General features: G+C 42.1%; 23 protein-coding genes and 1 tRNA gene. 12 read left to right on the plus strand and 12 right to left on the minus strand.

All coding sequences use genetic code 11. From position 1 onward, the window contains the following. Positions 1 to 18: 18 nt before the first annotated feature. Positions 19 to 708 carry a ribulose-phosphate 3-epimerase gene (gene rpe, locus BWP33_RS10400; RefSeq protein ID WP_002641358.1) on the plus strand — a complete coding sequence of 230 codons (690 nt, stop codon included), beginning with the start codon at positions 19 to 21 and terminating at the stop codon, positions 706 to 708. Between the two features lie 73 nt (positions 709 to 781). On the opposite strand, the gene yhbY is transcribed toward rpe, so the two are convergent. Next, on the minus strand, positions 782 to 1,075 hold the full coding sequence (gene yhbY / locus BWP33_RS10405) for a ribosome assembly RNA-binding protein YhbY (protein ID WP_002641357.1): 294 nt from the start codon (positions 1,073 to 1,075) through the stop codon (positions 782 to 784). A 111-nt stretch (positions 1,076 to 1,186) separates the two neighbouring features. On the opposite strand from yhbY, the gene BWP33_RS10410 reads away from it, so the two are divergent. After that, positions 1,187 to 1,262 (plus strand) — tRNA-Arg (locus BWP33_RS10410). Between the two features lie 174 nt (positions 1,263 to 1,436). On the opposite strand, the gene BWP33_RS10415 is transcribed toward BWP33_RS10410, so the two are convergent. The 3 genes from BWP33_RS10415 to BWP33_RS10425 all read right to left on the minus strand — a co-directional run bounded on the left by BWP33_RS10415 (position 1,437) and on the right by BWP33_RS10425 (position 4,692). After that, positions 1,437 to 2,264: an amino acid ABC transporter substrate-binding protein gene (locus tag BWP33_RS10415; protein ID WP_002641356.1), complete on the minus strand. Its 828-nt coding sequence runs from the start codon at positions 2,262 to 2,264 to the stop codon at positions 1,437 to 1,439. 234 nt (positions 2,265 to 2,498) lie between these two features. Then, positions 2,499 to 4,211, minus strand: a complete 1,713-nt coding sequence (locus tag BWP33_RS10420; protein WP_002641355.1) for a flotillin family protein — start codon at positions 4,209 to 4,211, stop codon at positions 2,499 to 2,501. A gap of 31 nt (positions 4,212 to 4,242) precedes the next feature. Then, positions 4,243 to 4,692, minus strand: coding sequence for an HAD domain-containing protein (locus BWP33_RS10425; RefSeq protein ID WP_002641354.1), 450 nt, complete (start codon positions 4,690 to 4,692; stop codon positions 4,243 to 4,245). Positions 4,693 to 4,922: 230 nt separating this feature from the next. Between BWP33_RS10425 and BWP33_RS10430 the strand changes: the two genes are divergently transcribed. Both BWP33_RS10430 and BWP33_RS10435 read left to right on the plus strand, forming a co-directional pair. Continuing rightward, a complete protein-coding gene (locus BWP33_RS10430; RefSeq protein ID WP_002641353.1) occupies positions 4,923 to 6,713 on the plus strand; it encodes a 2-isopropylmalate synthase in 1,791 nt (596 codons plus the stop codon). A 119-nt stretch (positions 6,714 to 6,832) separates the two neighbouring features. Next, a complete protein-coding gene (locus BWP33_RS10435; RefSeq protein WP_002641352.1) occupies positions 6,833 to 7,639 on the plus strand; it encodes a DUF4198 domain-containing protein in 807 nt (268 codons plus the stop codon). Positions 7,640 to 7,748: 109 nt separating this feature from the next. On the opposite strand, the gene aceF is transcribed toward BWP33_RS10435, so the two are convergent. The 8 genes from aceF to BWP33_RS10475 form a co-directional block, all read right to left on the minus strand. Further along, positions 7,749 to 9,353: a dihydrolipoyllysine-residue acetyltransferase gene (aceF, locus tag BWP33_RS10440; protein ID WP_002641351.1), complete on the minus strand. Its 1,605-nt coding sequence runs from the start codon at positions 9,351 to 9,353 to the stop codon at positions 7,749 to 7,751. Between the two features lie 76 nt (positions 9,354 to 9,429). Next, the gene (gene aceE, locus BWP33_RS10445) at positions 9,430 to 12,117 is read right to left on the minus strand and encodes a pyruvate dehydrogenase (acetyl-transferring), homodimeric type (RefSeq protein WP_002641350.1); all 2,688 of its coding nucleotides are present in this window, start codon (positions 12,115 to 12,117) and stop codon (positions 9,430 to 9,432) included. 208 nt (positions 12,118 to 12,325) lie between these two features. Continuing rightward, positions 12,326 to 13,111, minus strand: coding sequence for an enoyl-ACP reductase FabI (gene fabI, locus BWP33_RS10450; RefSeq protein ID WP_002641349.1), 786 nt, complete (start codon positions 13,109 to 13,111; stop codon positions 12,326 to 12,328). A 45-nt stretch (positions 13,112 to 13,156) separates the two neighbouring features. Continuing rightward, positions 13,157 to 14,089 (minus strand): tRNA pseudouridine(55) synthase TruB, encoded by a 933-nt coding sequence (truB, locus tag BWP33_RS10455; RefSeq protein ID WP_002641348.1) that lies wholly within the window; start codon positions 14,087 to 14,089, stop codon positions 13,157 to 13,159. 27 nt (positions 14,090 to 14,116) lie between these two features. Beyond that, on the minus strand, positions 14,117 to 14,914 hold the full coding sequence (locus BWP33_RS10460; protein ID WP_002641347.1) for a glycosyltransferase family 32 protein: 798 nt from the start codon (positions 14,912 to 14,914) through the stop codon (positions 14,117 to 14,119). Between the two features lie 76 nt (positions 14,915 to 14,990). Continuing rightward, complete coding sequence (locus BWP33_RS10465) at positions 14,991 to 15,521, minus strand: inorganic diphosphatase (protein ID WP_002641346.1); 531 nt, start codon at positions 15,519 to 15,521, stop codon at positions 14,991 to 14,993. 75 nt (positions 15,522 to 15,596) lie between these two features. Next, positions 15,597 to 16,733, minus strand: a complete 1,137-nt coding sequence (gene hflX / locus BWP33_RS10470) for a GTPase HflX (RefSeq protein WP_002641345.1) — start codon at positions 16,731 to 16,733, stop codon at positions 15,597 to 15,599. Between the two features lie 71 nt (positions 16,734 to 16,804). Next, positions 16,805 to 19,120, minus strand: a complete 2,316-nt coding sequence (locus BWP33_RS10475; protein ID WP_002641344.1) for a penicillin-binding protein 1A — start codon at positions 19,118 to 19,120, stop codon at positions 16,805 to 16,807. Between the two features lie 131 nt (positions 19,121 to 19,251). Between BWP33_RS10475 and pilM the strand changes: the two genes are divergently transcribed. The 8 genes from pilM to BWP33_RS10515 all read left to right on the plus strand — a co-directional run bounded on the left by pilM (position 19,252) and on the right by BWP33_RS10515 (position 26,339). Beyond that, positions 19,252 to 20,394, plus strand: a complete 1,143-nt coding sequence (pilM, locus tag BWP33_RS10480; RefSeq protein ID WP_002641343.1) for a type IV pilus biogenesis protein PilM — start codon at positions 19,252 to 19,254, stop codon at positions 20,392 to 20,394. A gap of 1 nt (position 20,395) precedes the next feature. Continuing rightward, positions 20,396 to 21,034 (plus strand): PilN domain-containing protein, encoded by a 639-nt coding sequence (locus BWP33_RS10485; protein ID WP_002641342.1) that lies wholly within the window; start codon positions 20,396 to 20,398, stop codon positions 21,032 to 21,034. A 16-nt stretch (positions 21,035 to 21,050) separates the two neighbouring features. Next, complete coding sequence (locus BWP33_RS10490) at positions 21,051 to 21,713, plus strand: type IV pilus inner membrane component PilO (protein WP_002641341.1); 663 nt, start codon at positions 21,051 to 21,053, stop codon at positions 21,711 to 21,713. Positions 21,714 to 21,764: 51 nt separating this feature from the next. Continuing rightward, positions 21,765 to 22,277, plus strand: a complete 513-nt coding sequence (locus BWP33_RS10495; protein ID WP_282705003.1) for a pilus assembly protein PilP — start codon at positions 21,765 to 21,767, stop codon at positions 22,275 to 22,277. A gap of 27 nt (positions 22,278 to 22,304) precedes the next feature. Next, positions 22,305 to 24,407 (plus strand): type IV pilus secretin PilQ, encoded by a 2,103-nt coding sequence (locus tag BWP33_RS10500; RefSeq protein ID WP_002641339.1) that lies wholly within the window; start codon positions 22,305 to 22,307, stop codon positions 24,405 to 24,407. Between the two features lie 135 nt (positions 24,408 to 24,542). Continuing rightward, positions 24,543 to 24,998, plus strand: coding sequence for a dihydroneopterin triphosphate diphosphatase (gene nudB / locus BWP33_RS10505; protein WP_002641338.1), 456 nt, complete (start codon positions 24,543 to 24,545; stop codon positions 24,996 to 24,998). A gap of 27 nt (positions 24,999 to 25,025) precedes the next feature. Next, on the plus strand, positions 25,026 to 25,436 hold the full coding sequence (locus tag BWP33_RS10510; RefSeq protein WP_002641337.1) for a SirB2 family protein: 411 nt from the start codon (positions 25,026 to 25,028) through the stop codon (positions 25,434 to 25,436). A 12-nt stretch (positions 25,437 to 25,448) separates the two neighbouring features. Beyond that, positions 25,449 to 26,339, plus strand: coding sequence for an NAD(+)/NADH kinase (locus tag BWP33_RS10515; protein WP_040628751.1), 891 nt, complete (start codon positions 25,449 to 25,451; stop codon positions 26,337 to 26,339). The last annotated feature ends 21 nt before the right edge of the window (positions 26,340 to 26,360 follow it).

Genomic DNA, 26,360 nt, shown 5'->3' on the forward strand with positions numbered 1-26,360 from the left:
AACACAAAGGCATAAATCATGACTCATTTTCGTATTGCGCCCAGTTTATTATCAGCAGACTTTGCGCGTTTGGGCGAAGAAGTAAAAGCGGTGGTGGCAGCTGGCGCAGATTTGATTCATTTTGATGTGATGGACAATCATTATGTCCCGAATTTGACTTTTGGCGCGATGGTTTGTCAGGCGTTAAAACCATATTGCGGTGATATTCTGATGGACGTGCATTTGATGGTTGAACCAGTTGATGATTTAATTCAATCATTTAACCAAGCTGGTGCGGACATCATCACATTTCACCCCGAAGCCAGTCGCCACGTTGACCGCAGCTTATCGCTTATCAAATCGGCTGGCAAACAAGCTGGGCTGGTTCTAAATCCTGCCACACCTATCTATGTGATTGAAAATGTGTTGGATAAATTGGATATGGTATTAATTATGTCTGTGAACCCAGGGTTTGGCGGACAAAGTTTCATTCCCAATACCATCAATAAAATCAAGCAATTAAAATCCATACTAGACGAATATGAATCCCAAACAGGCAAACGCATTCGCATTGAAGTAGATGGCGGTGTGAAAGTAGACAACATCGGGGAAATTGCGGCAGCTGGTGCGGACACTTTTGTGGCGGGTTCAGCGATTTTCGGACAACCTGATTACGCCCAAGTCATGGAACAAATGCGCCAAGAATTAGCAAAATTTAGCTCAATTTAACTTAACTCACAATTATTTAACCAACAAAACAAAGGCAGCCTGAAAGATGATTTTTTCAGGCTGCCTAAATGATTTACTCGGCTGAATTTTCTTCGCGTTTACGATACAACACCAGCAATTTACCGATATGTTGCACCAATTGCGCTCCTGTTGCCGCGCACAGTTCATCACAAATCGCCACGCGTTCGGCGCGATCATCGCCAAATACGCGTACTTTAATCAGTTCGTGGGCATTTAAAGCGGTATTGGTTTCCTGAATCACGGCGTCGGTCAACCCTTTTTGTCCGACCATCACCACAGGATGGAGATGGTGTGCTTGTGATTTTAGGGCAAGGCGTTGTTCTTTGCTTAAAATTTGTTCAGTCATGGTTTAATGCTTTGATGAAAATAATAAAAACGCGCTATTTTACCGAATTTTCAGGCAGCCTGAAGATTTTTTTGCCAAATCCTGCAAATTCGGGTATTCTTTTGGCTTTCCGTATCCGTAGCTCAGTTGGAAGAGTGTCAGTTTCCGAAGCTGAAGGTCGCTGGTTCGAACCCAGTCGGGTACGCCAAATTCACAAAAAACAAAGGCAACCTGAAAACGATATGATTTTTTCGGGTTGCCTCGTTTTTTAGAACCTGTATTCATAATCAACATGAAATGGATTTTCAGTTGGTGCAAATACAAGGCGTGCTAGATGGTGTAAAAAGACATCGCGCTTGGCTGTGAATAGAGGTTCTAAAGATTATTTCACACTCACATCTTGACCAAAAAATTCATGCCCCAATTTTTTCAGTGTACCATCTTTTTGCAATTCCAACATTGCTGCGCTCATTTTTGCTAAGGCTTCATCATTACCTTTATTCACAATCAAACCCGAACCCAATTTTTCATTTGCACCAGCCGTCCAAACAATTTTCAAACCAGTATTTTGATTTTTCTTCAAATAATCCAAAAACGATAGTTCATCATTCAATGTAACATCGGCGCGTTTTTGTTGCACCAACGTGATGGCTTGCGCCATACCGTCAACTGGAACGATTTCAGCTTGTGCTTTAACTGCCATTTCGCCATAGTTGCTGCTTAATGTTTGTGCGGCTTTGATGCCTTTGATATCGGCTAAATTTTTGATACGCGTTTCGTCTGTTCGCGCCAACATTGCCGCACCACTCCAACTATAAGGTTCTGATTTATCAAAAGTTTTTTGACGTTCTGGCGAAGTTAAAGCCACCTGATTTGCCACAATATCAAATCGCCCTGCTTTCAAACCCGCCATCATAGAATCCCATTGTGTTTCTTTGAATTCCACTTTCACGCCCAATTTTTCGGCAACTGCACGCACCACTTCCACATCATAACCCGTTAATTTTCCACTGGCATCATGGTAGCTGAATGGCGCGTAAGTGCCTTCCGTACCAACAGTAATTGTGCCTTTTTGATTGATTCGGTCAATCAGGCTGCCTGAAACGTTGCTTTCCATTGCGCTGGCTGAAGTTTGGGTTGCACCATCGTGTTGTCCGCAAGCGACTAGCGCAAAAACAGTGGCAACAGTTAATGTGATTTTTTTCAACATAATCATGTTTCTCCAAATATATTAAAATTTTGAAAAATTGGATTGTAACGTGAAATATTTATTCACTAAAGATAAAAAAGTTATATTGTTAATATAGAAATTGAAGACTTCAGGCAGCCTGAAGAATGCTTAGAACCTGTATTTACAGCCAAACACGATGTCTTTTTGCCCCATTTGGCACACCTGCTGGGACAAAAATTCATTTTACGTTGGCTATGAATACGGGTTCTGAATTTATTTATTGGACGGCTCATTCTCATTATTAGGTTCAGGTGATGATTCGGTGGTTTGCTGTTCAATCACATTATCATCGGCAGATAGTGGACGATGCAAACCTTGCGTCAAACCATTAATATCAGCACCGTTCAGCCCGATTTCTTTGAGCAAACTGTCCACTAACGGTGCTTGACTACGATAGCGTAACGCACTATTAACCATTTGATCGGATAAACTCACTTCGCCATGATTCAGGCTGCCTGAAACATTGCCCACAGCACCTAACCCATTAACTTGTAAGATTTTAATATCATCAATATTCTCCATTGGTTTCACTGACTCACGGATAATATCGGGCAGATGTTTGAGTGTATTGAGTCGAACTTGCATTTCAATTTGCTCATCAGACAAAATATTAGATGCTTTATTAATGGCTTCCGTGCCTTGCGCATCAACGCGATATTGTTCTTCTTGCGCTTTAACGAGCATCATTTTGGCATCTGATTCAGCTTGCGCGACAATACGTTTGGCTTCAGCGCGATCCAGTGCAGCTTGACGTTCGGCAGCAGCAGACACTTTTACCGCGATTGCTTCTTTTTGTGCGGCTTCTTGTGCGGCAATAAGTTCTACGGCTTTACTGCGTTCAGCGCGTTCCATTTCACGGACTTTTTGGACGGTTTCCTCTTCCAGCACGGCGGCGGCACGAGCTTTATCGGCTTGAGCTTTGGCGGCACTTTCCATACGTGATTTTTCTGCGATGGCGATGGCGCGTTCTTGTTCAGCCAATTCAACGGATTGAATGGTACGAATGCTTTCGCTTTTGATTTCGCGTTCTGCCACAATGCGTTTCAAATCCAATTCCAATTCGGCAGCGATTTTGGCTTCTTTTGTTTCGCGTTGTTTTTCAATTTGGTAGGCGGCAATCAACGTTTCTTGCTCCACGCGGCGAATGGCGATTTCGCGTTCTTGTTCCAATTTGGCGTATTCTGCTTCGCGCTGCATTTGTAGTCGTTGGCGTTCGGCTTCTAGATTTTTGGCTTTGATTGCCAAGTCCATATTTTGTTCGATATCATTGCGTTCTTTGCGTCTGGCTTCGGTGATTTCAGCCAAACGTACCAAACCTTCCGCGTCAAATGCGTTTTCCTGATCAAAATAATCCACAGATGTTTGGTCTAATCCAGTCAGCGATACAGCTTCCAATTCCAAGCCGTTTTTTGCCAAATCTTCCACTACCGACATTTGTACTTTTTCAATAAAATCTGTGCGTTTTTCATGCAATTCTTTCATTGCCATTTCTGCCGCCACGGAACGTAACGCGTCCACGAATTTACCTTTTATTAAACCTAATAATTCTTGTGAATTCATGGTTTTATAACCCAAAGTTCGCGCAGCAATTGCGACGCTATCTTCGTCATTTTTAACACGCACATAAAATTCCGCCATCACATCTACGCGCATTCTATCGCGTGTAATGAGCGCATCTTCTTTTTCATGAACCACTTCTAAGCGTAATGTATTCATATTAACATCTGTTTTGGCTTGCAGACGCGGCAAAACAAACGCACCACCATTCATGACAACGTATTCACCAAATAAACCCGTTCGCACAAATGCTTTTTCTTTGGTTGCAAGTTCATAAAAATGCACTACAAATTGATAAAGAGTCCAACTAGAAAAACCCAACGCCACCACGATTCCAACAAGAGGAAACCAATCCATTAAACCGTCCATAAATTATTCCATTTTAATATTAATAATACTTTCAGGCTGCCTGAAAACGTGCCAAATGCGCTGCCAATTCAGGTAAATCTTGTACCGTCAAACCCGTACGGCTGTCGCAAAAAAACACGCGGTCGCTGTATTCATCAAAATACGTTCGCATATCGTCCAGCGCAATCCACGCTTCATTTTCGCGCCCAAAATCACGCAACCACAGCAAAATTTCACGTTCACGCAAACCTTTCAGGCTGCCTGAAATCGGTAAAACAGGTGTTGCGCCAATAATTTTATGACGAAAATCAACCGAAAATTGCGCCGCCAATTCGCATACAGAACGATGAATTCGCCATGTTGAATCAATCACAAATCGGCAATTTACATATTCAGGCTGCCTGAAAAACGTCTCCAACACAGGAATTTGCGTCCACAAACTGTCCGAAGATTGTGCGGTGGTTGGGTGCAGCACGCCATCAAAATCCAAAAAAATCAACATGATTATAACCAATTCAAATTTTTATTGAAATTATACCAATTCATGATTTTTTTGGTGTTAAATTTTCAAAGACTGCGCGTCAAGTGATATTATCAAATAGACAATTTGTCTAAAATTTTCCCATTTATTTTATTTTTACCTATTTATTTGAAAACATCTTGCCAATTTGTCTAAATTCTATATAATTTGGCGGATTATTTTATTTATATTTTCAAATTAGACAAATTATCATGCAATTAGACATAGACCGCTTAATCGCCTATTTCGGTGGCGTAAACGCACTCGCAGACGCCCTCAAACAATACGACCCCAACCATGCAGCCAGCACCGCCGCCATCTATAAATGGCGCACACGCGGCTCCATGCCACTCACACAATTACAAAAATTAGGCGAATTAGCAAAATATCAAGGTAAATCACTGGATTTAAATGCTTTTATCAAACAACAATCCGAATCGGAAAGACCCACTATGAACACAAGTAACCGCGTCATCATTTTTGACACCACTCTACGCGATGGCGAACAATCGCCCGGTGCCGCCATGACCAAAGAAGAAAAAATTCGCGTGGCACGACAATTGGAAAAATTGGGCGTGGATGTAATTGAAGCTGGCTTTGCCGCTGCCAGTGAAGGCGATTGGGCCGCTGTGAATGAAATTGCAAAAACCATCAAAAATTCAACAGTTTGTTCATTATGCCGTGCAGTAGAACGCGATATTCGCCGTGCGGGTGAGGCACTTGCTCCCGCTGAAAAACGCCGTATTCACACCTTCATCGCCACCAGCCCAATTCATATGCAGCACAAATTGAAAATGCAGCCTGAACAAGTGATTCAGGCTGCCGTTAAAGCCGTGCAAATCGCCAAAGAATACACCGATGACGTGGAATTTTCATGCGAAGATGCATTGCGTTCTGACATTGATTTTCTAGCAAAAATTTGCGGAAAAGTCATTGAAGCAGGCGCAACCACCATCAATATTCCCGATACAGTAGGCTACTCCATTCCCCATAAAACCGAAGCCTTTTTCCGTGAACTCATCGCCAAAACACCAAATGGCGATAAAGTCATTTGGTCTGCACATTGCCACAACGATTTGGGTTTAGCGGTCGCCAATTCGCTGGCAGCATTGCAAGGTGGTGCGCGTCAAGTTGAATGCACCATCAATGGCTTAGGTGAACGCGCAGGCAACGCCAGTTTGGAAGAAATTACCATGGCATTGAAAGTACGCCACGATGTGTTCGGTTTGGAAACAGGCATTGACACCGCGCAAATTGTGCCAGCGTCTAAATTGGTTTCCACGATTACAGGTTATCCCGTGCAACCAAATAAAGCTGTGGTTGGCGCAAATGCGTTTTCACATGAATCAGGTATTCATCAAGATGGCGTGTTGAAACATCGTGAAACTTATGAAATTATGTCTGCTGAATCAGTTGGTTGGGCTAACAATCGTTTGACTTTAGGCAAATTATCAGGACGCAATGCGTTCAAAACCAAATTGCAAGAATTGGGTATTGAACTGGACAGCGAAGAAGCTTTGAATGCTGCATTTGCGCGTTTCAAAGAATTAGCGGATAAAAAACGTGAAATTTTTGATGAGGATTTACACGCGTTGGTATCAGATGAAATGTCTAATTTGACACAAGACGATTATAAATTTGTTTCACAACATATTATTACAGAAACAGGCGAATTACCACGCGCCCACATCGTATTTAATGTCAAAGGTATAGAAAATCACGCTGAATCAACAGGTTCTGGCCCCGTAGATGCCATTTTCAAAGCCATTGAAAGTGTGGCAAAAAGTGGCTCGGAATTGCAAATTTATTCCGTGAATGCCGTTACCGAAGGCACAGAAAGTCAAGGCGAAACCACCGTGCGCCTAAAAAAAGACAACAAAGTCGTAAATGGTCAAGGTGCGGACACCGATATTTTGGTTGCTACCACCAAAGCCTATTTATCCGCATTGTCCAAATTGTCTAATCATGTGGAAAAAATTAAAGCGCAAGGTAGCAGCATTTAATAATTGTCCATTCTAAAACAGGCAGCCTGAAAACCCATTCTACGTTTTCAGGCTGCCTTTTTGGGTTTACAAAATTATTGTTATAATATAACATTTGTTTTTTCATCAGGAGAAATCAAATGAATTTTAAATCTTCTTTACTGACCATTCTATTGTGTGGCGTGGCTTTTTCCGCAAACGCACACCGCGTATGGGTTTCTGCAAATCACACGCACGGAGGCGAAATTTTAAAAGCCGAATTGGGTTACGGCGAATTCCCCGAATTTGAACCCATCGCCAAAGAACGCTTAGACATTTTTAAACCTTTACAACTTATTACTGAAAAAGGCACAGAAAATTTAATTCAAAAAGGTTTACATAATTATCAATTTGAAAGCGCAAAACCCGTCAAAGATGGCAGCTATTTGGTAGTCGGCGAATACAAACCTACGTTTTGGTCCAAAAACGCCAATGGCTGGAAACGCGAAAACATGACTCAAATGCCCAATGCAACCTATTGCGAAGAAACCAGAATGTATGGCAAATTCATCGCCAATGTAGGACACGAAAGCGCAAGTAAAGACATCATCACACGCCCCGTTGGACATCATTTGGAAATTGTGCCATTGGATAATCCAGCCAACGTACACGTAGGTGAGCGCTTTAAAGTCAAGGTGTTATTCAATGGCGAACCGTTGCCTAACGCCGTTTTGACCGCCACTTTTGATGGCTTTGACACCAGCGACCGCAGCAAATCGCATAAAGTGGAAGCACAAGCCTTTTCCGATGTAACAGGCGATGATGGCACAGTGGAGATTATTCCGTTGCGTCAAGGTTTTTGGAAAGCAAATGTGGAACATAAAACAGATTATCCCAATCCAAAAGTGTGTCAAAAATTAGCCAATTATGCGACTTTAACTTTCCAAATTGGACATTCTCATCATTGATTAATAGATTTGCTGCCTGAAATGTTAGGCAGTTTTCATTCACAATAAAACAAGGCAGCCTGAAAACACATAAAATGTTTTCAGGCTGCCTTTTTATTCAATAATCAAATTACAAAGATACACGGCGGAAGTCTTTCAACAAATTCGCCAAATACACGGTAAAGCGCATACCTGCCGCACCGTCAATCACACGGTGGTCAAATGACAAGCTCAATGGACACATCAAACGTGGTTCAAATTCTTTGCCATTCCAAACTGGCTTGATGGTGGATTTGCATACACCTAAAATCGCTACTTCTGGTGCATTCACGATGGGAGTAAAGCCTGTGCCACCAATGCCACCTAAGCTGGAAATGGTAAAGCATGCGCCTTGCATTTCTTGTGGTTTCAATTTGCCTTCGCGAGCTTTTTTAGACAATTCGGTTAATTCTTGGCTGATTTCTTTTAAACCTTTTTTGTCTACATCTTTAATCACAGGCACAACCAAACCATTTGGCGTATCCGCAGCAAAACCGATGTTGTAGTATTTTTTCAGAATCAAATTATCGCCGTCCAAAGACGAATTAAATTCAGGGAAAGCTTTTAACGCACTTACGGACGCTTTGATAATGAACGCCAATGGCGATACTTTCACACCCGCTTTTTCCCATTCTTTGTTCAAGACTTTGCGGAATTCCTCCAATTCAGTCATATCGGCATCTTCGTTGACGGTAACATGTGGAATCATTACCCAATTACGAGATAAGTTTTGACCTGAGATTTTCTTAATGCGCGATAATTCTTTAACTTCAATTTCACCAAATTTACTGAAATCCACTTTTGGCCATGGCAGCAAGTCCAAACCACCACCCAAAGCAGCACCAGCAACAGGAACAGTTTTTGCGCCACCGTTTTGCATCACGCCTTTCACAAAGCCTTTCACATCTTCAGCCGTGATGCGACCTTTTGCGCCAGTGCCTTTAACCAAACTCAAATCCACACCTAATTCACGCGCCAATTTGCGTGTTGATGGACCAGCATGTGCCTTCGCAAAACCTTCTTCATTAACAGAACCATAAGCCACACTTACACCAGCCGCAATAGGTGTTGGTGCTGTCGCAACTGGCGCAGCAGCAGCCTGAACAGGAGCTGCTACTGGTGCAGGCGCAGCAACAGGTTGCGGTGCAGCCGAACCAGCAGCTGAAACTTCAATAATCAACGCGCCCTCTGATACTTTATCGCCCACTTTAATGTGAACGGCAGTAACCGTACCCGCAACAGTACAAGGCACATCCATAGTGGCTTTATCGGTTTCCAATGTGATTAAAGTGTCGTCCACCGCAACGGTATCACCCACTTTTACTTCAACCGCAATCACATCCACATTTTCATGCCCACCAATATCAGGCACGTTCACTTTTTCCACACCGCCAGCAGCAGGCGTAGCCACTTGTGCAGGTGCAGCAGCCTGAATAGGTGCAGCTTCCACCGCCGCACCAGCAGCTTCAACGGTCAAAATCACGCTGCCTTCAGAGACTTTGTCGCCGACTTTTACTTTTACCTCTTTCACAACACCAGCCGCGTCCGCAGGCACATCCATGGTAGCTTTATCGGTTTCCAAAGTGATTAACGTATCATCTACATTGACGGTATCGCCTACTTTGACTTCAACAGCGATGATGTCCACATTTTCGTGTCCACCAATATCGGGGACTTTGATTTCTACAATACTCATATTATTGAATTCTCTTTATGAATTTAGGGAAAGATGCAGGCTGCTTGTGCATAAAAAGCAGCCCACACATCAGGCATTAGCGCTTCCAACTTGGCGCACTGTCTGCTTTGATGCCGTATTTTTCAATCGCTACTTGAACAATGTTTTTGTCCACTTTACCTTGATCTGCCAATGCTTTCAACGCAGCAACAGCGACATGGTAGCGATCCACTTCAAAGAAATTACGCAAGTTTGGACGGCTGTCTGAACGACCAAAACCATCTGTACCCAATACAATGAATTCACCGTTTTCTGCAGGAATGGCCTCACGAATGCGGTTAGCAAAGCTGCGAATATAGTCAGTTGATGCAATCACAGGACCGTTATGACCTTTCAATTGTTGTGCAACAAATGGCAATTTTTGTTCCGCAGTTGGATGTAAACGATTATAGCGTTCCACTTCCATCGCATCACGGTGCAACAAATTGAACGATGTACAAGACCAAACGTCTGCGTCCACACCAAAATCAGCTTTTAACAAATCTGCCGCGTGAATGACTTCTTCCAAAATCACTCCAGAACCCATCAATTGAACTTTTTTGTCAGATTCACCGCCTTCGCGTAACAAATACATACCTTTTAAAATATCGCGTTCAATATTTTCGCGTTGTGGCATAGCTGGGTGTTTGTAGTTTTCGTTCATCAAAGTCAAGTAGTAGAAAACATCTTCATTTTCTGCATACATACGGCGCAAACCGTCTTGAACAATCACAGCAATTTCATATTGATAAGTTGGGTCGTATGACAAGCAATTAGGAATCAAGTCAGCCTGAATATGGCTATGACCGTCTTCGTGTTGCAAGCCTTCGCCATTCAATGTGGTGCGACCTGCTGTACCGCCCAACAAGAAACCACGTGCGTGCATATCACCAGCTGCCCAAGCCAAATCGCCTACGCGTTGGAAACCAAACATTGAGTAGTAAATGTAAAATGGAATCATCGCGTAGTGGTTATTTGCATATGATGTTGCTGCTGCAATCCAGTCCGCCATTGCACCAGGTTCATTAATACCCTCTTGCAAGATTTGACCGTCCACAGACTCTTTATAGAACATCAATTGGTCTTTATCTTGTGGTGTGTATTGTTGTCCTTTTGGATTCCAAATACCAAATTGACGGAACATACCTTCCATACCAAATGTACGGCTTTCATCAGGCACGATTGGCACAATGCGTTTACCAATTTGTTTGTCTTTTAACAAAGTATTCAAGATACGCACAAATGCCATTGTGGTAGAGAATTCGCGATCACCACTGGTCTGCAATTGCGCATCAAACGCAGACAATTCAGGAATCGGTAAACCTTCAGTAACAGGATTACGCGTTGGCAAATAACCGCCTAAAGCATTACGGCGTTCACGCAAATAGCGCATTTCTTCGCTGTCTTCTGGGAAACGGAAATAAGGCAAATCGCCACTGTCAATTTGTTCATCGGTTACTTGAATACCAAAACGGTCGCGGAATTGCTTCAATGATTTCACGTCCATTTTTTTCGCTTGGTGCGCCACGTTTTGACCTTCGCCAGACGCGCCCATACCATAACCTTTAATGGTTTTCGCCAAAATCACAGTCGGACGACCACCAGCATTGTTTACCGCTTCATGGTAAGCTGCATAAACTTTGTGTGGATCATGACCGCCACGGTTCAACGCCCAAATTTCCTCATCAGACATATTGGCAACCATGGCTTTTAATTCAGGCGTATTGAAGAAATGTTCACGAACATACGCACCATCTTTGGATTTATAAGTTTGGTAGTCGCCATCCAATACTTCTTCCATGCGTTGTTTCAAGATATTGTTGGTATCGCGTGCCAACAATGAATCCCATTTACTGCCCCAAATCACTTTCAACACATTCCAACCTGCACCACGGAATGTACCTTCAAACTCTTGAATAATTTTGCCATTACCGTGAACAGGACCATCCAAACGTTGCAAGTTACAGTTAATCACAAAAATCAAATTATCCAAACCTTCGCGTGCAGCCAAAGAAATCGCACCCAAAGATTCAGGTTCGCTCATCTCACCATCACCACAGAACATCCATACTTTACGACCTTTGGTTTTGCTCAAACCACGAGAATCCAAGTATTTCAAGAAACGTGCTTGGTAAATCGCCATCAATGGACCTAAACCCATAGATACGGTTGGGAATTGCCAAAAATCAGGCATTAAGTGTGGGTGGGGGTAAGAAGACAAACCATTTCCACCTACTTCTTGACGGAAATTGTTTAATTGTTCTTCAGTCAGACGACCTTCCACAAACGCACGCGCATAAATACCCGGAGCTGAGTGACCTTGGAAGAAAATCATATCGCCTTCTTCGCCATCGCCTTTGGATTTCCAAAAATGGTTAAAACCAACATCATACAAAGTCGCTGAAGATTGGAAAGACGCAATATGACCGCCCAATTCCAAATCTTTTTTGCCTGCACGCAATACCATCGCTGCCGCATTCCAACGAATCGCAGAACGAATACGGTGTTCTAATTCGTGATTACCAGGGGATTTTTGTTCTTTGCCCACAGGAATCGTGTTCAAATACGCAGTAGTCGCTTCAAATGGTAAATGCACACCGCGACGGCGCGTGTATTTCACCAAATTTTCCAAAATGAAATGAGCGCGCTCTGGACCTTCATTTTTCAATACTGAACTCAAAGAATCCAGCCATTCTTGGGTTTCAATTGGATCTACATCGGTAGCTGCATTGTAGGTTTGGGACATGTTGTCTCTCCTGACAAAATGGTTAGAAATAAATGTCGTAGCCGTGTTTAAATAAACATTGGCAAACAGCATTATTTTACGCCTAAAGTCAGGGTTTCTGCAAATTAGGCTGCCTGAAAAGCGGAGTTAGCTGATTAAGACAATTTGAAACCTTTGCAAAATTTCCCAAAATCTTACGAACGCAGATTCTAGTTTTAAACGACTATATTTATTCACCGTCATTCAACGCGTTAATGCTGTAACCACCGTCCACATAAGCGATTTCGCCCGTGATGCCCGATGCCAAATCCGATAATAAGAACGCCGCCGTATTACCCACTTCTTCAATCGTAACATTACGGCGAATCGGGTTTTGTGCCGCAACATGACCCAATAATTTATTAAAATCTGCAATCCCAGCCGCCGCCAAAGTTTTGATTGGACCCGCAGAAATACCGTTACAGCGAATCCCCTCTTTACCCAAACAAGATGCAGTAAAACGAATGCCCGCTTCCAAACTCGCTTTTGCCATGCCCATCACGTTATAATTTGGAATCGCGCGCACCGCACCCAAATACGATAAAGCCAAAATAGAACCGTTGCGCCCCTGCATCATCGGACGCGCCGCTTTTGCCAAAGCTGGCAAACTATATGCCGAAATTTCATGTGCCGTATTAAATGCTTCTCGTGAGATACTGTCCAAAAAATCGCCACTCAACGCTTCTTTTGGTGCAAACGCAATCGCATGAACCAAACCATCTAAACCGTCCCAATGTTGCGCTAAATCAGTAAACACTTGATTAATTTCATCATCACTTTGCACATCACAATGAAATACCAATTCCGAACCAAATTCCGCCGCCAATTTATGCACGCGAGCCGCTAATTTATCCACCGCAAACGTAAATGCCAATTCCGCGCCCTGTTCATGACACGCCTTTGCAATGCCATAAGCAATGGAACGTTCAGAAATCATGCCGGTAATTAAGATTTTTTTGCCTTGTAAAAAAGCCATTTTGTATTCCTTTAATGCAAATATTTGTTCAATCAAAACGCGCCATTATAACGGATTTGTATTTTTCAGGCTGCCTGTGTTCATCAAACGCACCGCTTTTAAGCAATGATGGTGGCTAAAATATTCCACTAGTCCCACAAATTCGCCAGCCAAACCATACGCCCGAACTGGCGTATTGCTTTTCAGGCTGCCTGAAAAAGGCACGGTTTGTCCAAAACGCAATTTTTTCACACTGTCATCGTCCAAATCCACACGCGGCAAATGTTGTACCAACGCATCACATGGCAAAAGCAACGCATCACGTTCAGATTCCGACAAATGAGACAATTTATCCAATGTGTGGGTTTGCTCAATTTCAAAACCTGCGGTGGCGATACGACGCAGCGCAGTCAAATGCGCGAAACTATTGATTTTTTTGGCAATATCTTCGGACAATGTGCGAATATACGTTCCCTTGCTGCAACGCACATCAATCACAGCTTTTGGAAAATTAAATTCAATTATATCAATTTGATAAATGGTAATATCACGTGGTTTACGTTCAATCACAATGCCTTGACGCGCATATTCATAAAGCGGTTTGCCTTCGTGTTTGAGCGCGGAAAACATTGGTGGCACTTGGCGAATTTCGCCGGTTAACGCAGCACAGGCAGCCTGAAAATCAATCAATTCAATTATTTTATCTGCTACATCAATTAGTTCGCCTTCAGCATCGCCAGTGGTGGTGGCTTCACCCAATTTGAGTGTAGCGGTGTAGGCTTTGTCTGCATCCAATAAATATTGCGCAAATTTGGTCGCTTCGCCCAAACACACGGGCAGCAAACCGCTTGCGAGTGGGTCAAGTACGCCTGTGTGTCCTGCTTTTTCGGCGTTAAATAAGCGTCTGGCTTTTTGCAATGCCAAGTTGCTGCTGATGCCAACTGGTTTATCTAATAATAAAACGCCTGAAATGGCGCGTTTAGAGGATTTGGGGTTCATTTTTTGCTTTCAGGCTGCCTGAAAAAATTATTTTAATAAATCTTCAGGTTTTTGATGTGTCCATTTGCTGTTTTTCTTGTCTATGTATTGGAAATATTCATTAGTGAATGTTCCCTGCATACAGGTATAACGTGCATTGCGAACATTGACGGTTTTGCCTTCCATGGCGCGAATCAAAGTATTAGGACCTGTCATGTTAAACACACCGAATTCAGTCCAATTATTTTGAATATTTTCAATGATAATACTCAAAGTATCCTTCATTAAATCGGTATCGGGTTTGATGGCTATAAAATAATTGGTAAATTCATTATTTCTATAAATAATTACTTCATTATCATCTGATTGAATAATTTTAGAAACAGGGCAAACCAGTTGTGCATCAATATCAATATATATGCCACCCAATTGATTTAAAACAAAAACACGCCAAAAATCAGCTTGAGACGCACCATTCGTCAAACGACTGTAGGCTTGGAAAGTAGCTTCATCGGCATTTTGTTGGATAAATTCGGCACGCGCCTCGGTGCTAACATAGCGGTATTCGCAATCCAGCGACATCAAGCGATTCACCAAATAATTGCAATAAACAGGCAAAGTTACACGATTGCTGTAGTTGGTTTGCCAGATTATTTTGGGGATTTTGCTTGATGATTTGGGTTGAATTTTGGCATGAGAAATTTCAGGAATCACAAATCGCTTATTCGGGAAAATCGCATGAAACGGATAAGATAATAATTTGACAATATTGCCAATCAAACGCGACAAACGATTACAAATAAAAATAGCAATTTGATATTCAATGGGTTTTTCTTTTTTATTCACCGATATGCTCCAATATGTTTTCAGGCAACCTAAAAAATTGTTTTTTTTTCAGGCTGCCTGAATATCTTTGAATTAATTATTGATTTTTCCAACGCGCTTGACATTCACGAATGACGGCTTTGGCTTCTTCCACATCGCCCCAATGATCCACTTTGGTAGAGCCTGGTTTTTTCAAGGCTTTGTAATTGTTAAAATGAAATTCAATTTGTTTGATGAGTTGCGCGGGCAAATCGGCTAATGTTTTGATTTCATTACCAGCATCGCGGTCATCGGCAGGCACCACGACTACTTTGTCATCTACTTCACCATCGTCCACAAATTTCATGATGCCAATCACACGCGCTTCCATGTAAATACCTGTTGGCAAAGGGTTTCGCGTGATAATCAAAGCGTCCAATTCATCGCCATCTTCGTCCAAAGTTTGCGGAATAAAGCCGTAATTGGTTGGTTTAGCGAAAATTTGTGGCTCAACACGGTCTAATTTCATCACACCATGTTTTCTGTCCCATTCAATTTTGTGGGTGCTGCCTTCAGGGATTTCTACAACCACATTGATAATGCCGCTATCCACGTCGCCAGCGTCTAAAATTTGGTTAAAATCTGCCATTTGATTGTCCTTTGAAACAGAAGTTTGTAAAAACGCGATTATATGCGATTTTGGCGTTTTCAGGCAGCCTGAAAATCACGCCCACTCAATCAATGCTTGGCGCAAATCTTCCAGCCCCATTCCACTGACCGCCGAAACGCCCACCGCGACCGTTTTGCCCACATAATTTTTCAGGCAGCCTGAAGATTGCTCGGCTGCAGGCAATAAATCTTGTTTATTATAAATAACAAGTTGTGGGATTTTATCCGCTTTAATTTCCCTCAACACATGATTTACATCTTGAATTTTGCGTTCATATTCGGGGTCACTCGCATCAACAACATGCAACAACACATCCGCCAACGCTGTTTCTTCCAATGTCGCTGCGAATGCCGACACCAATTTATGCGGTAAATTTTGAACAAAACCAACAGTATCCGTTAAAATAATACTGGTTTCGGGATTGAGATACAATCGCCGTGCAGTCGTATCCAGCGTAGCAAATAATTGGTCTTGGGCGAACACGTCTGCTTTAGTTAACCGATTGAATAATGTGGATTTTCCAGCATTAGTATAGCCCACAATCGCGAATGTCTTCAGGCTGCCTGAAAGCCGTGCTTTGCGCCGTGTTTCACGTTGCTTTTTCACATTATCCAATTGCTTTTTCAAGAAATTAATTTTATTTTGAATCAAACGGCGGTCGGTTTCCAATTGTGTTTCACCTGGTCCTTTTAAACCGATGCCACCTTTTTGGCTTTGTAAGTGTTTGTATCCACGAACCAATCTACTGGATAAATGCGACAATTGCGCCAACTCAACTTGTAATTTACCTTCTTGCGATTGGGCTCGCTGTGCGAAAATGGCCAAAATCAAACCCACGCGGTCAAGCACGCGACATTGCAATGCCTTTTCCAAATTTCGCTCTTGTGTCGGCGACAATTCATGATTAAAAATCACCAATTCTATTTGATTTTGTTCAACTAATTTTGCTAACTCTTCTGCTTTACCCGTCCCGACAAAAAGTGCGGTATGGGCTTTTTCGCGTTTAGCGGTTTCGTGAGCAATGAGTTCGCCGCCCGTTGCGCGGACAAGTTCAGCTGCTTCTAAGCAGGCAGCCTGAAAAGTGCGTTCACGGATTTCATTAGCACCTGAATAATTTTCAGGCAGCATCACCGAAACCAACATAATACGCTCAGCGTGTTCTAAAGATTTATCGGTACGAAATCGAGTCATGATTTTATCTTTCAGGCAGCCTGAGAAAAAATCCCTTGAAAAATCAATTAACAAGGGATTTAATTCAGTGGTTAAAATAAATTATCAAAAATACCTTTGCTGGCTTCATCTTCTTCTGCACCGCCTTCAGATTGTGGTTCAGGCTGCTGCGCTGAACGTTTTACCGCATCGGGATCTGATGTGCTGTTATCTACGGCAACAGTGGTATTTTGTTGTTCTTGCAAGAAAACTTCTTTATTTTTCTTCACAACGCCTGTCGGTGCTTTATATGACTGAATTGGCATGCCTTTAAGCGCAAAACGCATATAATCCATCCAAACAGGCAATGCCACCGTGCCACCAAACGCGCGACGCCCCAATGAACGTGGCGTATCAAAGCCCAAATAAACAACCGTTACCACTTTTGGATTATAACCAGCAAACCATACATCTTTGTTTTCATTGGTTGTACCTGTTTTACCTGCAATATCGCTACGCCCCAAACCCAATGCAGCACGTGCTGTACCAATCCGTACCACATCTTGCAACATAGAAGTCATCACATAAGCATTACGCGGGTCAATCACTTGCGGCGCATTCTGACGTGCTACCAACGGTTGCATTTCAGCGCGTAAATTACCTTTGGTATCATATATTTTATCAATCACATAACCCTTAACTTTGTAACCGCCATTAGCAAAAACCGCATAACCTTCAGCCATTTGTAGAGGCGTTGCTGAACCCGCACCCAACGCAATGGGTAAAGCATTTGGCAATTGATTTTCTTTAAAACCAAATCGTTGTATATATTTACGTGCATAACTCAAACCCATCGCTTGAGTGATTCGAACCGATACCACGTTTTTAGATTTTGCCAATGCCAAACGCAATGGCATCATACCCGCATAATAACCATCCGAATTTTTTGGCGACCAACCACGAATACTGATGGGTGCATCATTGACCATAGTAGCAGCCGTCATGCCTTTGGATAACGCAGCAGAATAAATAAAGGGTTTAAAAGTAGAACCTGGTTGGCGAATACTTTGCGTGGCACGGTTAAAATTTTTGCTGTGGAAATCATATCCCCCTACCACCGCACGGATTGCGCCTGTTTCCGTGTCCATAGACAACAATGCACCTTGAATTTCAGGCTGCTGTACTACTGTCCAACGCCCATTACCTGTTTTTGTCACACGAATAACAGAACCTGCTCTCAATGCTCGTTCGCCCATTTTCTTATTATTAACTGCAGCGCGTGTACCTGAACCCATATCGGCATTAGACAAAGATGCTTTCACACCACCTTGCATATAAATTTCAATGCCTTTTGAATTAGCAGTTGTGATAACGGCGGGCACCATGCCTTCTACGGTATAAGTATTGGACAAATACTGTTCAATACCATCTTCCACGTCGTCCATTGCAGTTAAATCTAATTGTGATTCTGCACCACGATAATGCGAACCACGGTCATAATTGCGTAATGCTTTACGTAATGCGGCGGTAGCAACTTTTTGATTATCCGTGCTAACAGTGGTGTAAACTTTCAGACCTTGCGTGTAAACATCTTCGCCATATTTTTCATACAAGGTTTGTCGTGCCATTTCTGCAACATACAAAGAATTTTGGTCAATCAACATTTTATAGCGTTCATAAACCAATTGTTCATTTAAAGCTGCATTTGCTTGCGGCTGTGTAATCATGCCCAATTCAACCATATTATTCAAAATATACTGCTGACGTAAACGTGAGCGTTCTGGGTTCACAATTGGATTAAAAGCAGACGGTGCTTTTGGCAAACCAGCTAAAATAGTTGCTTCTGCTAATGTTAAATCTTGCACAGGTTTGTTAAAATAGATTTTAGCAGCAGAGGCAAAGCCATAAGCACGTTGTCCCAAATAGATTTGATTGAAATATAATTCCAAAATCTGATCTTTTGTTAATGAGCGTTCAATTTTATAAGCCAACAAAGCTTCATTAAATTTTCGCGTCATGGTACGTTCATTGGTCAAATAGAAATTACGCGCCACTTGCTGCGTGATGGTACTCGCACCTTGTTTGTGTCCGCCACGCACGTTACTCAAAATGGCACGAGCAACACCAGTTATATCGACCCCCCAGTGTTCGTAAAAGCGTTTGTCTTCCGCCGCAATGACGGCATCTTTCAAAACTTTGGGAAACTGGTCAATCGTGGTAAAAGCGCGACGTTCATCACCGTAAGAACCAATCACAATGCCATCTGATGAATAAATGGTCAAAGGTTCTTTTGGTTGATAATACTTGACAGCATCTAATGCAGGCAGCTTAGGATACGTAACCAAAACGGCAACCGTAACTAGCCCAACTGCAAATAAAAAAAGACCTAACATCAAGCCCAAAATGGTGTAGAAAAAATTTTTAATCATGATATTTTAATAAAAATTGCCATTTGTTTTTTTAAATAAAGTAAAATAACCACTGTTTTTTGTTACTCGATTCACAAATCGTGAGTTTTCACTATTATAAATGCTTTAGCATTAAGTAAGGATTTTAAATTATGGTTTTGAAGAAAACTACTAAAAATACTAGCGAAAAAGCTGAGAAAGCAAGCAAACGCGCCAAAAAACCAACAGGTAAAGCGGCAGCGAATATGTCTGCAAAAAGCGTTATCGGTTTGGAAATCGGTTCGGCAAATATTCGCATGGTGCAACTTTCAGGGCGTAGCTCCGGACAAGTTCAATTGGAAAAATATGCCATAGAACCCTTACCACAAAACGTGGTTTCAGGCAGCGAGATTGTTAATTTTGACACGCTTGTCTCTCATTTGCAACAATGTTACAGCAGGCTGAAAACAAATTGTAAATCTATCAACGTTGGTTTGCCTGTGGATGTGGTTACCATTGAAGAAAATTTACCTTATTCTGCTGCTGATGCGGAACTCTCTTTACAAGAATTTGTAGAAGCAGAAGTGGTTCGCGTGGGACCATTAGATGAAATGCGCTACGATTGGCAAGTTTTCCCAGCCGATGCCGTAAACAAAGGCAGCTCTGTTTTAGTGGTTGCTGCAAAATCAGACAATGTTAACCAATACAATGACTTACTAGAAGAAGTTGGTTTATCTGCCACCAATGTAGATGTAGACTTATTCGCCTTATTTAACGCTTTCACTTATGTGATTAACCAGAGAAACAGCGAACTTGCCAATGAACGTATTGCCTTATTTGATATTGGCGATGTTTCACTCAAAGCACTCATTGTGCAATCAGGCAAAATTTTGTATCGCCATCATGATGCAAATTTCGGTTTAAACCAATTAGTACAATTATTGCAACGCAATTATCAAGTAACCGAAAGCGAAGCCTTAGAAATGATTAGCGGTCGTCGCCAACGCCCTGCCGATTACAAAACAGAAGTTAACGATGTATTTAATATGCAAATCGCACAGGCAGTTCAACGTGCTTTACAATTCTTCTTAACCACGCGTAGCGATGAAATTGATGTACAACAAATTTTCATCAGTGGCAGTGCTTGTATAGCAGAATCAGGTTTAGCAGATGTGGTACGTGTTAGCAGCAATATTCCGACAGAGCATCTTGCACCCATTACGCTGGCTGAAAATAAATTAAAAGGTGGCGATTTGGCGCATGACGCAGATTCATTAACAACCGCATTTGGTTTGGCATTGAGAGGTTTATTCTAAAATGGATTTAATTAAAATCAACCTGCTTCCCTATCGTGAGATGCGCGAAGCAAAGCAAAAGCAACAATTTCAGGCAATCATGATGATTGGTGGCTTAATTGGCGTGGCGGTTGCAGGTGCAATTTATATGTACTTAAGCCAAGCCATTGAAACACAAGAAAGCCGTAATGCCAGTTTACAAACGGGTATGACCGAATTGGAAAACCAATTGAAAACCATTGATGAACTGGAAAAACGCAAACACAACTTCTTAGAACGTAAGCAAAAAGTAGAAGAATTGGATCAAAAACGCTTTGAAGGCGCGCGTATTATTGACAGCCTGAATCAAGTTGTTCCTCAAGGTTCTTATTTGATGACATTGAGAGGCACAGATGGCAAAGGTAACAAACCAGGCAATGAATATTTCTTGGAAGGTAAAGCGGTTGCCGACACCAAAATCGCTGCTTTAATGGCTGCTTTACCCAGCACAGGGATTTTTGATGTTCCTGAATTGGTTGAAATTCAAAAAGTTGATGATGGTCAAAAATTCACTTTAAAATCTATTTTGGTGGATCAAGTGTATAAGCCGAAACCTGTCGCCGCCACCGCAGCAAGCGCAGCGAAAAGTGCATCATCAGCCACCCCACCTGCTAATAAATAATGGAGTATGAACAATTATGAGTTCACAAAACTTTGATATTCAAAAACTGCATTTGAGCAGCAAGCCTGTTCAAATGCTGGCTGCCATTATTTTGGCGGTGTTGATTGTTGTTGTAGCTTATTTTGCGTCTTTTCAATCACAAATGGAAACTTTGCAAACCGCAAAAGATACCGAAACCGAATTGAAAGATAAATACGAAAAATTGACCATTAAGGTTGCCAATTTAGAAAATTTGCGAGCAGAATTAGTTTTAATTGAAGATTCCATTTCCACTTTGATTAAACAATTGCCTACAGATGCAGAAATTCCCAACTTGATTCAAGAATTGCATCAGGCCGCTGCCAGCAATAATTTAACCTTAAATCATTTAATTCCACGCCAAGCATTATCAGAAGATGCTAATATTCAACGCCTTCCATTTAGTATTTCGGTTACAGGCAGCTATGACCAATTGGCTAATTTTGCACGTGATGTGGGGCACGTTTCTCGTATTGTTACTTTATCCAGCATCAATATCGCCCCAGAAGACGATAAAAACAACAAACCTGACTCAACCAAACCTGCTAAACCGGCTAATAGATTTGTTTTAACTGCTGTAGCAAGTACTTATAAAGCAGTTGATACCGATTTACCAGCAGCTTCAGCGGCAAGCGGTGCAGCCAGCGCTGCAGCTCAATAACGAACATAGGATGCAATGATGAAAGCTAAATTATTACTAATCCCTTTAATCATGTTGGCAACCGCGTGCTCAGAAGAAAATGAAGACCTGACAGAATGGATGCAAACAACCCAAAAAAACGCTAAGTCACATTTAAAGCCCCCCACACCACCCGAAATGGCTGAACCCGCTCAATACAATCCACCGGCTCCAATTAATCCACACGCATTTAGCGTGTATCGTATGCGCTCGGCTCAACCACAAATTAATTCGGGTACACCACCGGATTTACGCCGTCCAAAACAATTATTGGAAACCGTTTCATTGGATAAATTAAAATTTGTTGGCACAATCGGTAGTGGTAATCATTTATCTGCTTTAATTAACAGCGCCGATGATAACCTTGTGTATACAGTCAATGTAGGTAACTACTTGGGGCAAAACTATGGTCGCATCATCAAAATTACCCCAGATGCAGTAACGCTGTCTGAAACCGTTGAAGACACAAATGGTAATTGGGAAAAACGCCAAGTTGTGATGCCTTTAGGTGAAACCATACCTGCACAGCCACAAATTAAAAAATAATTTTTCAATTAGAAGAGGTCATAATTTATGAAACCAAATTTCACTAAAATCATGCCGTTAATGGCAATCACTATGGGGCTTCAGGCTGCCTATGCTGGTAATATTACCAACATCAATGTATCCGTTTTACCCGACCAACAACGCGTTATCAAAGTTAAATTTGACCGCGATGTGAAACAACCTACGGGTTTTGTTACCGCATCGCCTTCGCGTATTGCGTTGGATTTTGCAGGTACAGGCGTGCAGTCATCTCAAAACCAATTGTCATTTAACGACACCTTGTTAAATCAAATCGTTGTTGCACAAAACAATGATAATGCTCGTCTGTTGCTTGGCTTAACCAAAGAAGCCGAATACAACACACAAATCAAGGGTAATGAAATTTGGATTTATGTGAAAGAATCTGGTTCAAATTCTGAACCTACTCGCGCCACGACCAGCACCACAACCGCTTCTCAACAATTTAGTGGCGATTTTGGTTTGGATTTCCATAAAGGCGCAAACCGTTCTGGTGTTGTTGAGTTCCGTGCAGGTACTGACACAGAACCTAAAGTCAAAGTGCAATCCGATCGCGTTGTATTGACCTTGAAAAATTATCAAATCTCTACTCAAGACCAAAAAAATCTTGATGTTACCGATTTCTCTACGCCTGTACGCACGATTGCCGCAAGACGCATCGGAAATGACACCGAAATTACCGTTCGCAACCAAGGCACTTGGCAACATCGCTTAACACCGCGTTCGGGTGGTCGCTATTCTTTGACCATTGTACCCACCACGAACACTGTGTCTGCAGCAGCTAAAGCCGCCATGAATGACAGTAAAAAACAAAAGAAAAATTTCAATGGCAAACATTTGTCTTTAGACTTCCAAGACATTGAAGTTCGTACTGTATTGCAGATTTTGGCAAAAGAATCAGGTATTAATATTGTTGCCAGCGACAGCGTTCAAGGCAAAATGACTTTATCTTTGAAAGATGTGCCTTGGGATCAAGCCTTAGATTTGGTTTTATCAGCACGTGATTTGGTCATGGAAAAAAATGGTAATATCATCAACATTCTTACCAACGCCGAATCCAAAAAACGCCGTCTTGAAGATGCTGAAGATCGTGCTAAATTAGATGATTTAATCCCATTGGTTTCTCAAACTTTCCAATTAAAATACAAAAACGTAGAAGAATTACGCGATGTATTAAAATTAGATCAACGTGGCAACGACAGTGGTACTTCTGGCTCACTTTTGACTAAACGCGGTAGCGCACGCGTTGACCCCGCAACCAACACATTAATTGTTAAAGACACCAGTACAGTTATTCAAGAATTCCAACGCTTGATTGAAGAATTGGACGTACCTGCACGTCAAGTAATGGTGGAAACTCGTATTGTTGAAGCGGACGTGTCTGTTGGACGTGATTTGGGGATAAAATTAGGCTATGCACGCGCGGGGCGCACAGGCGTAGGCAACACTTATAACAATGCTTTGAACAACCGTAATGTTGGTGTTGGCGCATCTACTGGCGTAATTGATATTTCCCCAAATATTAACTTGCCAACTGTCGCCACTGCCACAACGGCTTTGGGTTTGATTCGCTCTTTTGGCTCTAGTGCATTAAGCTTGGAATTGAGTGCGATGGAAGAAGAAAATCGCTCCAAAACCATTTCTTCACCACGCGTTTTAACACAAGACCGCAAAGAAGCCGAAATTCGCCAAGGTACACAGATCCCTTACCAAACACGTGATGCCGATGGTTCTTATACAACAGCTTTCAAAGATGCTGTGTTAAGCATGAAAGTAACACCACGTATTACTCCTGATAACAACATTATCTTGGACGTTACCATCAATAAAGATAACGTGGACAATACAAGAATCAATGCCGATGGCGAACCTGCCATCAGCGTGAAACAAGTAAAAACGCAAGCCATGGTTGAAAATGGTGGAACACTGGTAGTCGGTGGCGTATACCAAGAACAAATTTCCAACAATATCAGCAAAGTACCATTGTTAGGCGATGTTCCTGTGCTGGGCAATTTGTTTAAATCTAAGAGCCGTAACCATCAACGTAGCGAAGTGTTGTTCTTCATTACACCGCGCATCATTGAGGGTCAAAGCAACGTAATGCGTTATTAATCTTTCAGGCTGCCTGAAAAATCAAAAACAACGCCCCTAAATGTTTATGGCAATTGGGGGCGTTTTTTCATGACCTGAAAAAATTAGGAAAATTTGTTATATAATACGGAATTTCCATTTATTCTCATGGCAAACATGGACACGCTGCCTGAAAAATCACTTAAAAAACCCATCTCCGTACTGGTGCTGCTACACGATGCACACGGACAAATTTTGTTGTTGGAACGCACTGACCGCGCTGGCTTTTGGCAATCTGTTACGGGTAGCTTGGAAAATGACGAAACCCCTTTTCAGGCAGCTTTGCGCGAAGTCGCTGAAGAAACAGGTATTATTTTACCAAACACCCAATTGCACGATTGGCAACACAGCACCGTGTATGAAATTTTCCCTTACTGGCGACACCGCTATCCACCAGGCGTAACGCACAATACAGAACACTGGTTCTCCGCGCAAATCGCCCATCAGCCCCCAACTCTAAGCGAACACACCGCTTATCAATGGCTAGACCCCAATATCGCCATGGAGTGCGTCTTTTCACCGTCTAACCGCGATATGATTGTACAATTCGCGAAACGCTTTCAGGCTGCCTGAAAGATTGATTCATAAAGGAAAATAAATATGGCCGGACTTTATCCGCACATCAAACACGCACATTGGCTGTTTATTATGCTCAGCGTCATTTTGTTTAATATCAAATTTTGGTGGGTGTATCGCCACCCGACTCAATCCACGCTGCCGGTTGCGCTACGGTTTTTGCCACCATCGAATGACACCATGCTGCTATTCACAGGCATGATGATGATGACGATTGCCAAATGGCCACTGTTTGGCGCGGGTGCGTGGTTGGGGCTAAAATTGCTGTTTGTTGTTATTTACATTATGCTGGGTATTTTGTGCTTACGCAGCCAACCAAGAACAAAAAAATTCTATATTTTTTACGTACTTGCCATGATTACTGTCTCATCTGTTGCGTGGATGGCGCATTGTAAATTGAGTTTTTCGTGTCATTTTTTCGCCAACTGGGTATGAGTTCACAACATGATTTACAGCTTATACCGTCAAATTGGCATCATTGCGCGACCCGAAACACCCGAAATTGCACCTATTATTACCCAATTGGTTCATTTTTTTCATGCTAATCAACTCAAAGTTTTTATTGATGAAAATTGTATTCAAGAGCAACAAATTGAATCACATATTTTGAATGAAATTATATTAAAACCCAAATCAGAATTAGCACAACATTGTGATTTGATTGTGATTTTAGGTGGTGATGGGACATTTTTATCGGCGGCGCGTGAGGTAACGCCGTATCGTGTACCATTGGTTGGGATTAATTTGGGGCATTTGGGATTTTTAGTTCAAGTTAATCAACAAGATATGCTTAATGAAATGGCGCGAATTCTCGTGGGCAAATATTTATCGGTGGAATGTATTCTGCTGGAGGGTCGCGTGTTTCGTGATGATGTAGAAGTTTTCCGAGATGTGGCATTAAATGATGTGATGCTTTCGCGTGGTTTAGCTGGTAAAATGATTGAATTTGAAGTATTTATTAATCAGCAATTTGTATACAGCCAGCGTTCTGACGGTTTGATTGTGTCCACGCCAACGGGTTCAACGGCTTATGCGTTGGCTGCTGGTGGTCCCATTTTACAATCTGGCTTAAATGCGTTTACGCTGGTACCTGTGTGTCCGCAATCCATGACCAATCGCCCGATTGTGATTGCCGACAATAATCAAATTGAAATTTTGGTAACCAAAGCCGTTGATGCGCGTGTACATTATGATGGGCAAACATATTTTGATGTCCAAACAATGGACAAATTGATTTTACAGCGTTATTGTTATCCGTTACGCGTAATCAATCCGATACATTATCAGTATTATCAAACACTTAGACAAAAATTACACTGGGGCGAACAATTAATTTGATGTGTGTTAATTCAAGCTGCC

The sequence above is a fragment of the Simonsiella muelleri ATCC 29453 genome, assembly GCF_002951835.1.
Classification (GTDB): domain Bacteria; phylum Pseudomonadota; class Gammaproteobacteria; order Burkholderiales; family Neisseriaceae; genus Simonsiella; species Simonsiella muelleri.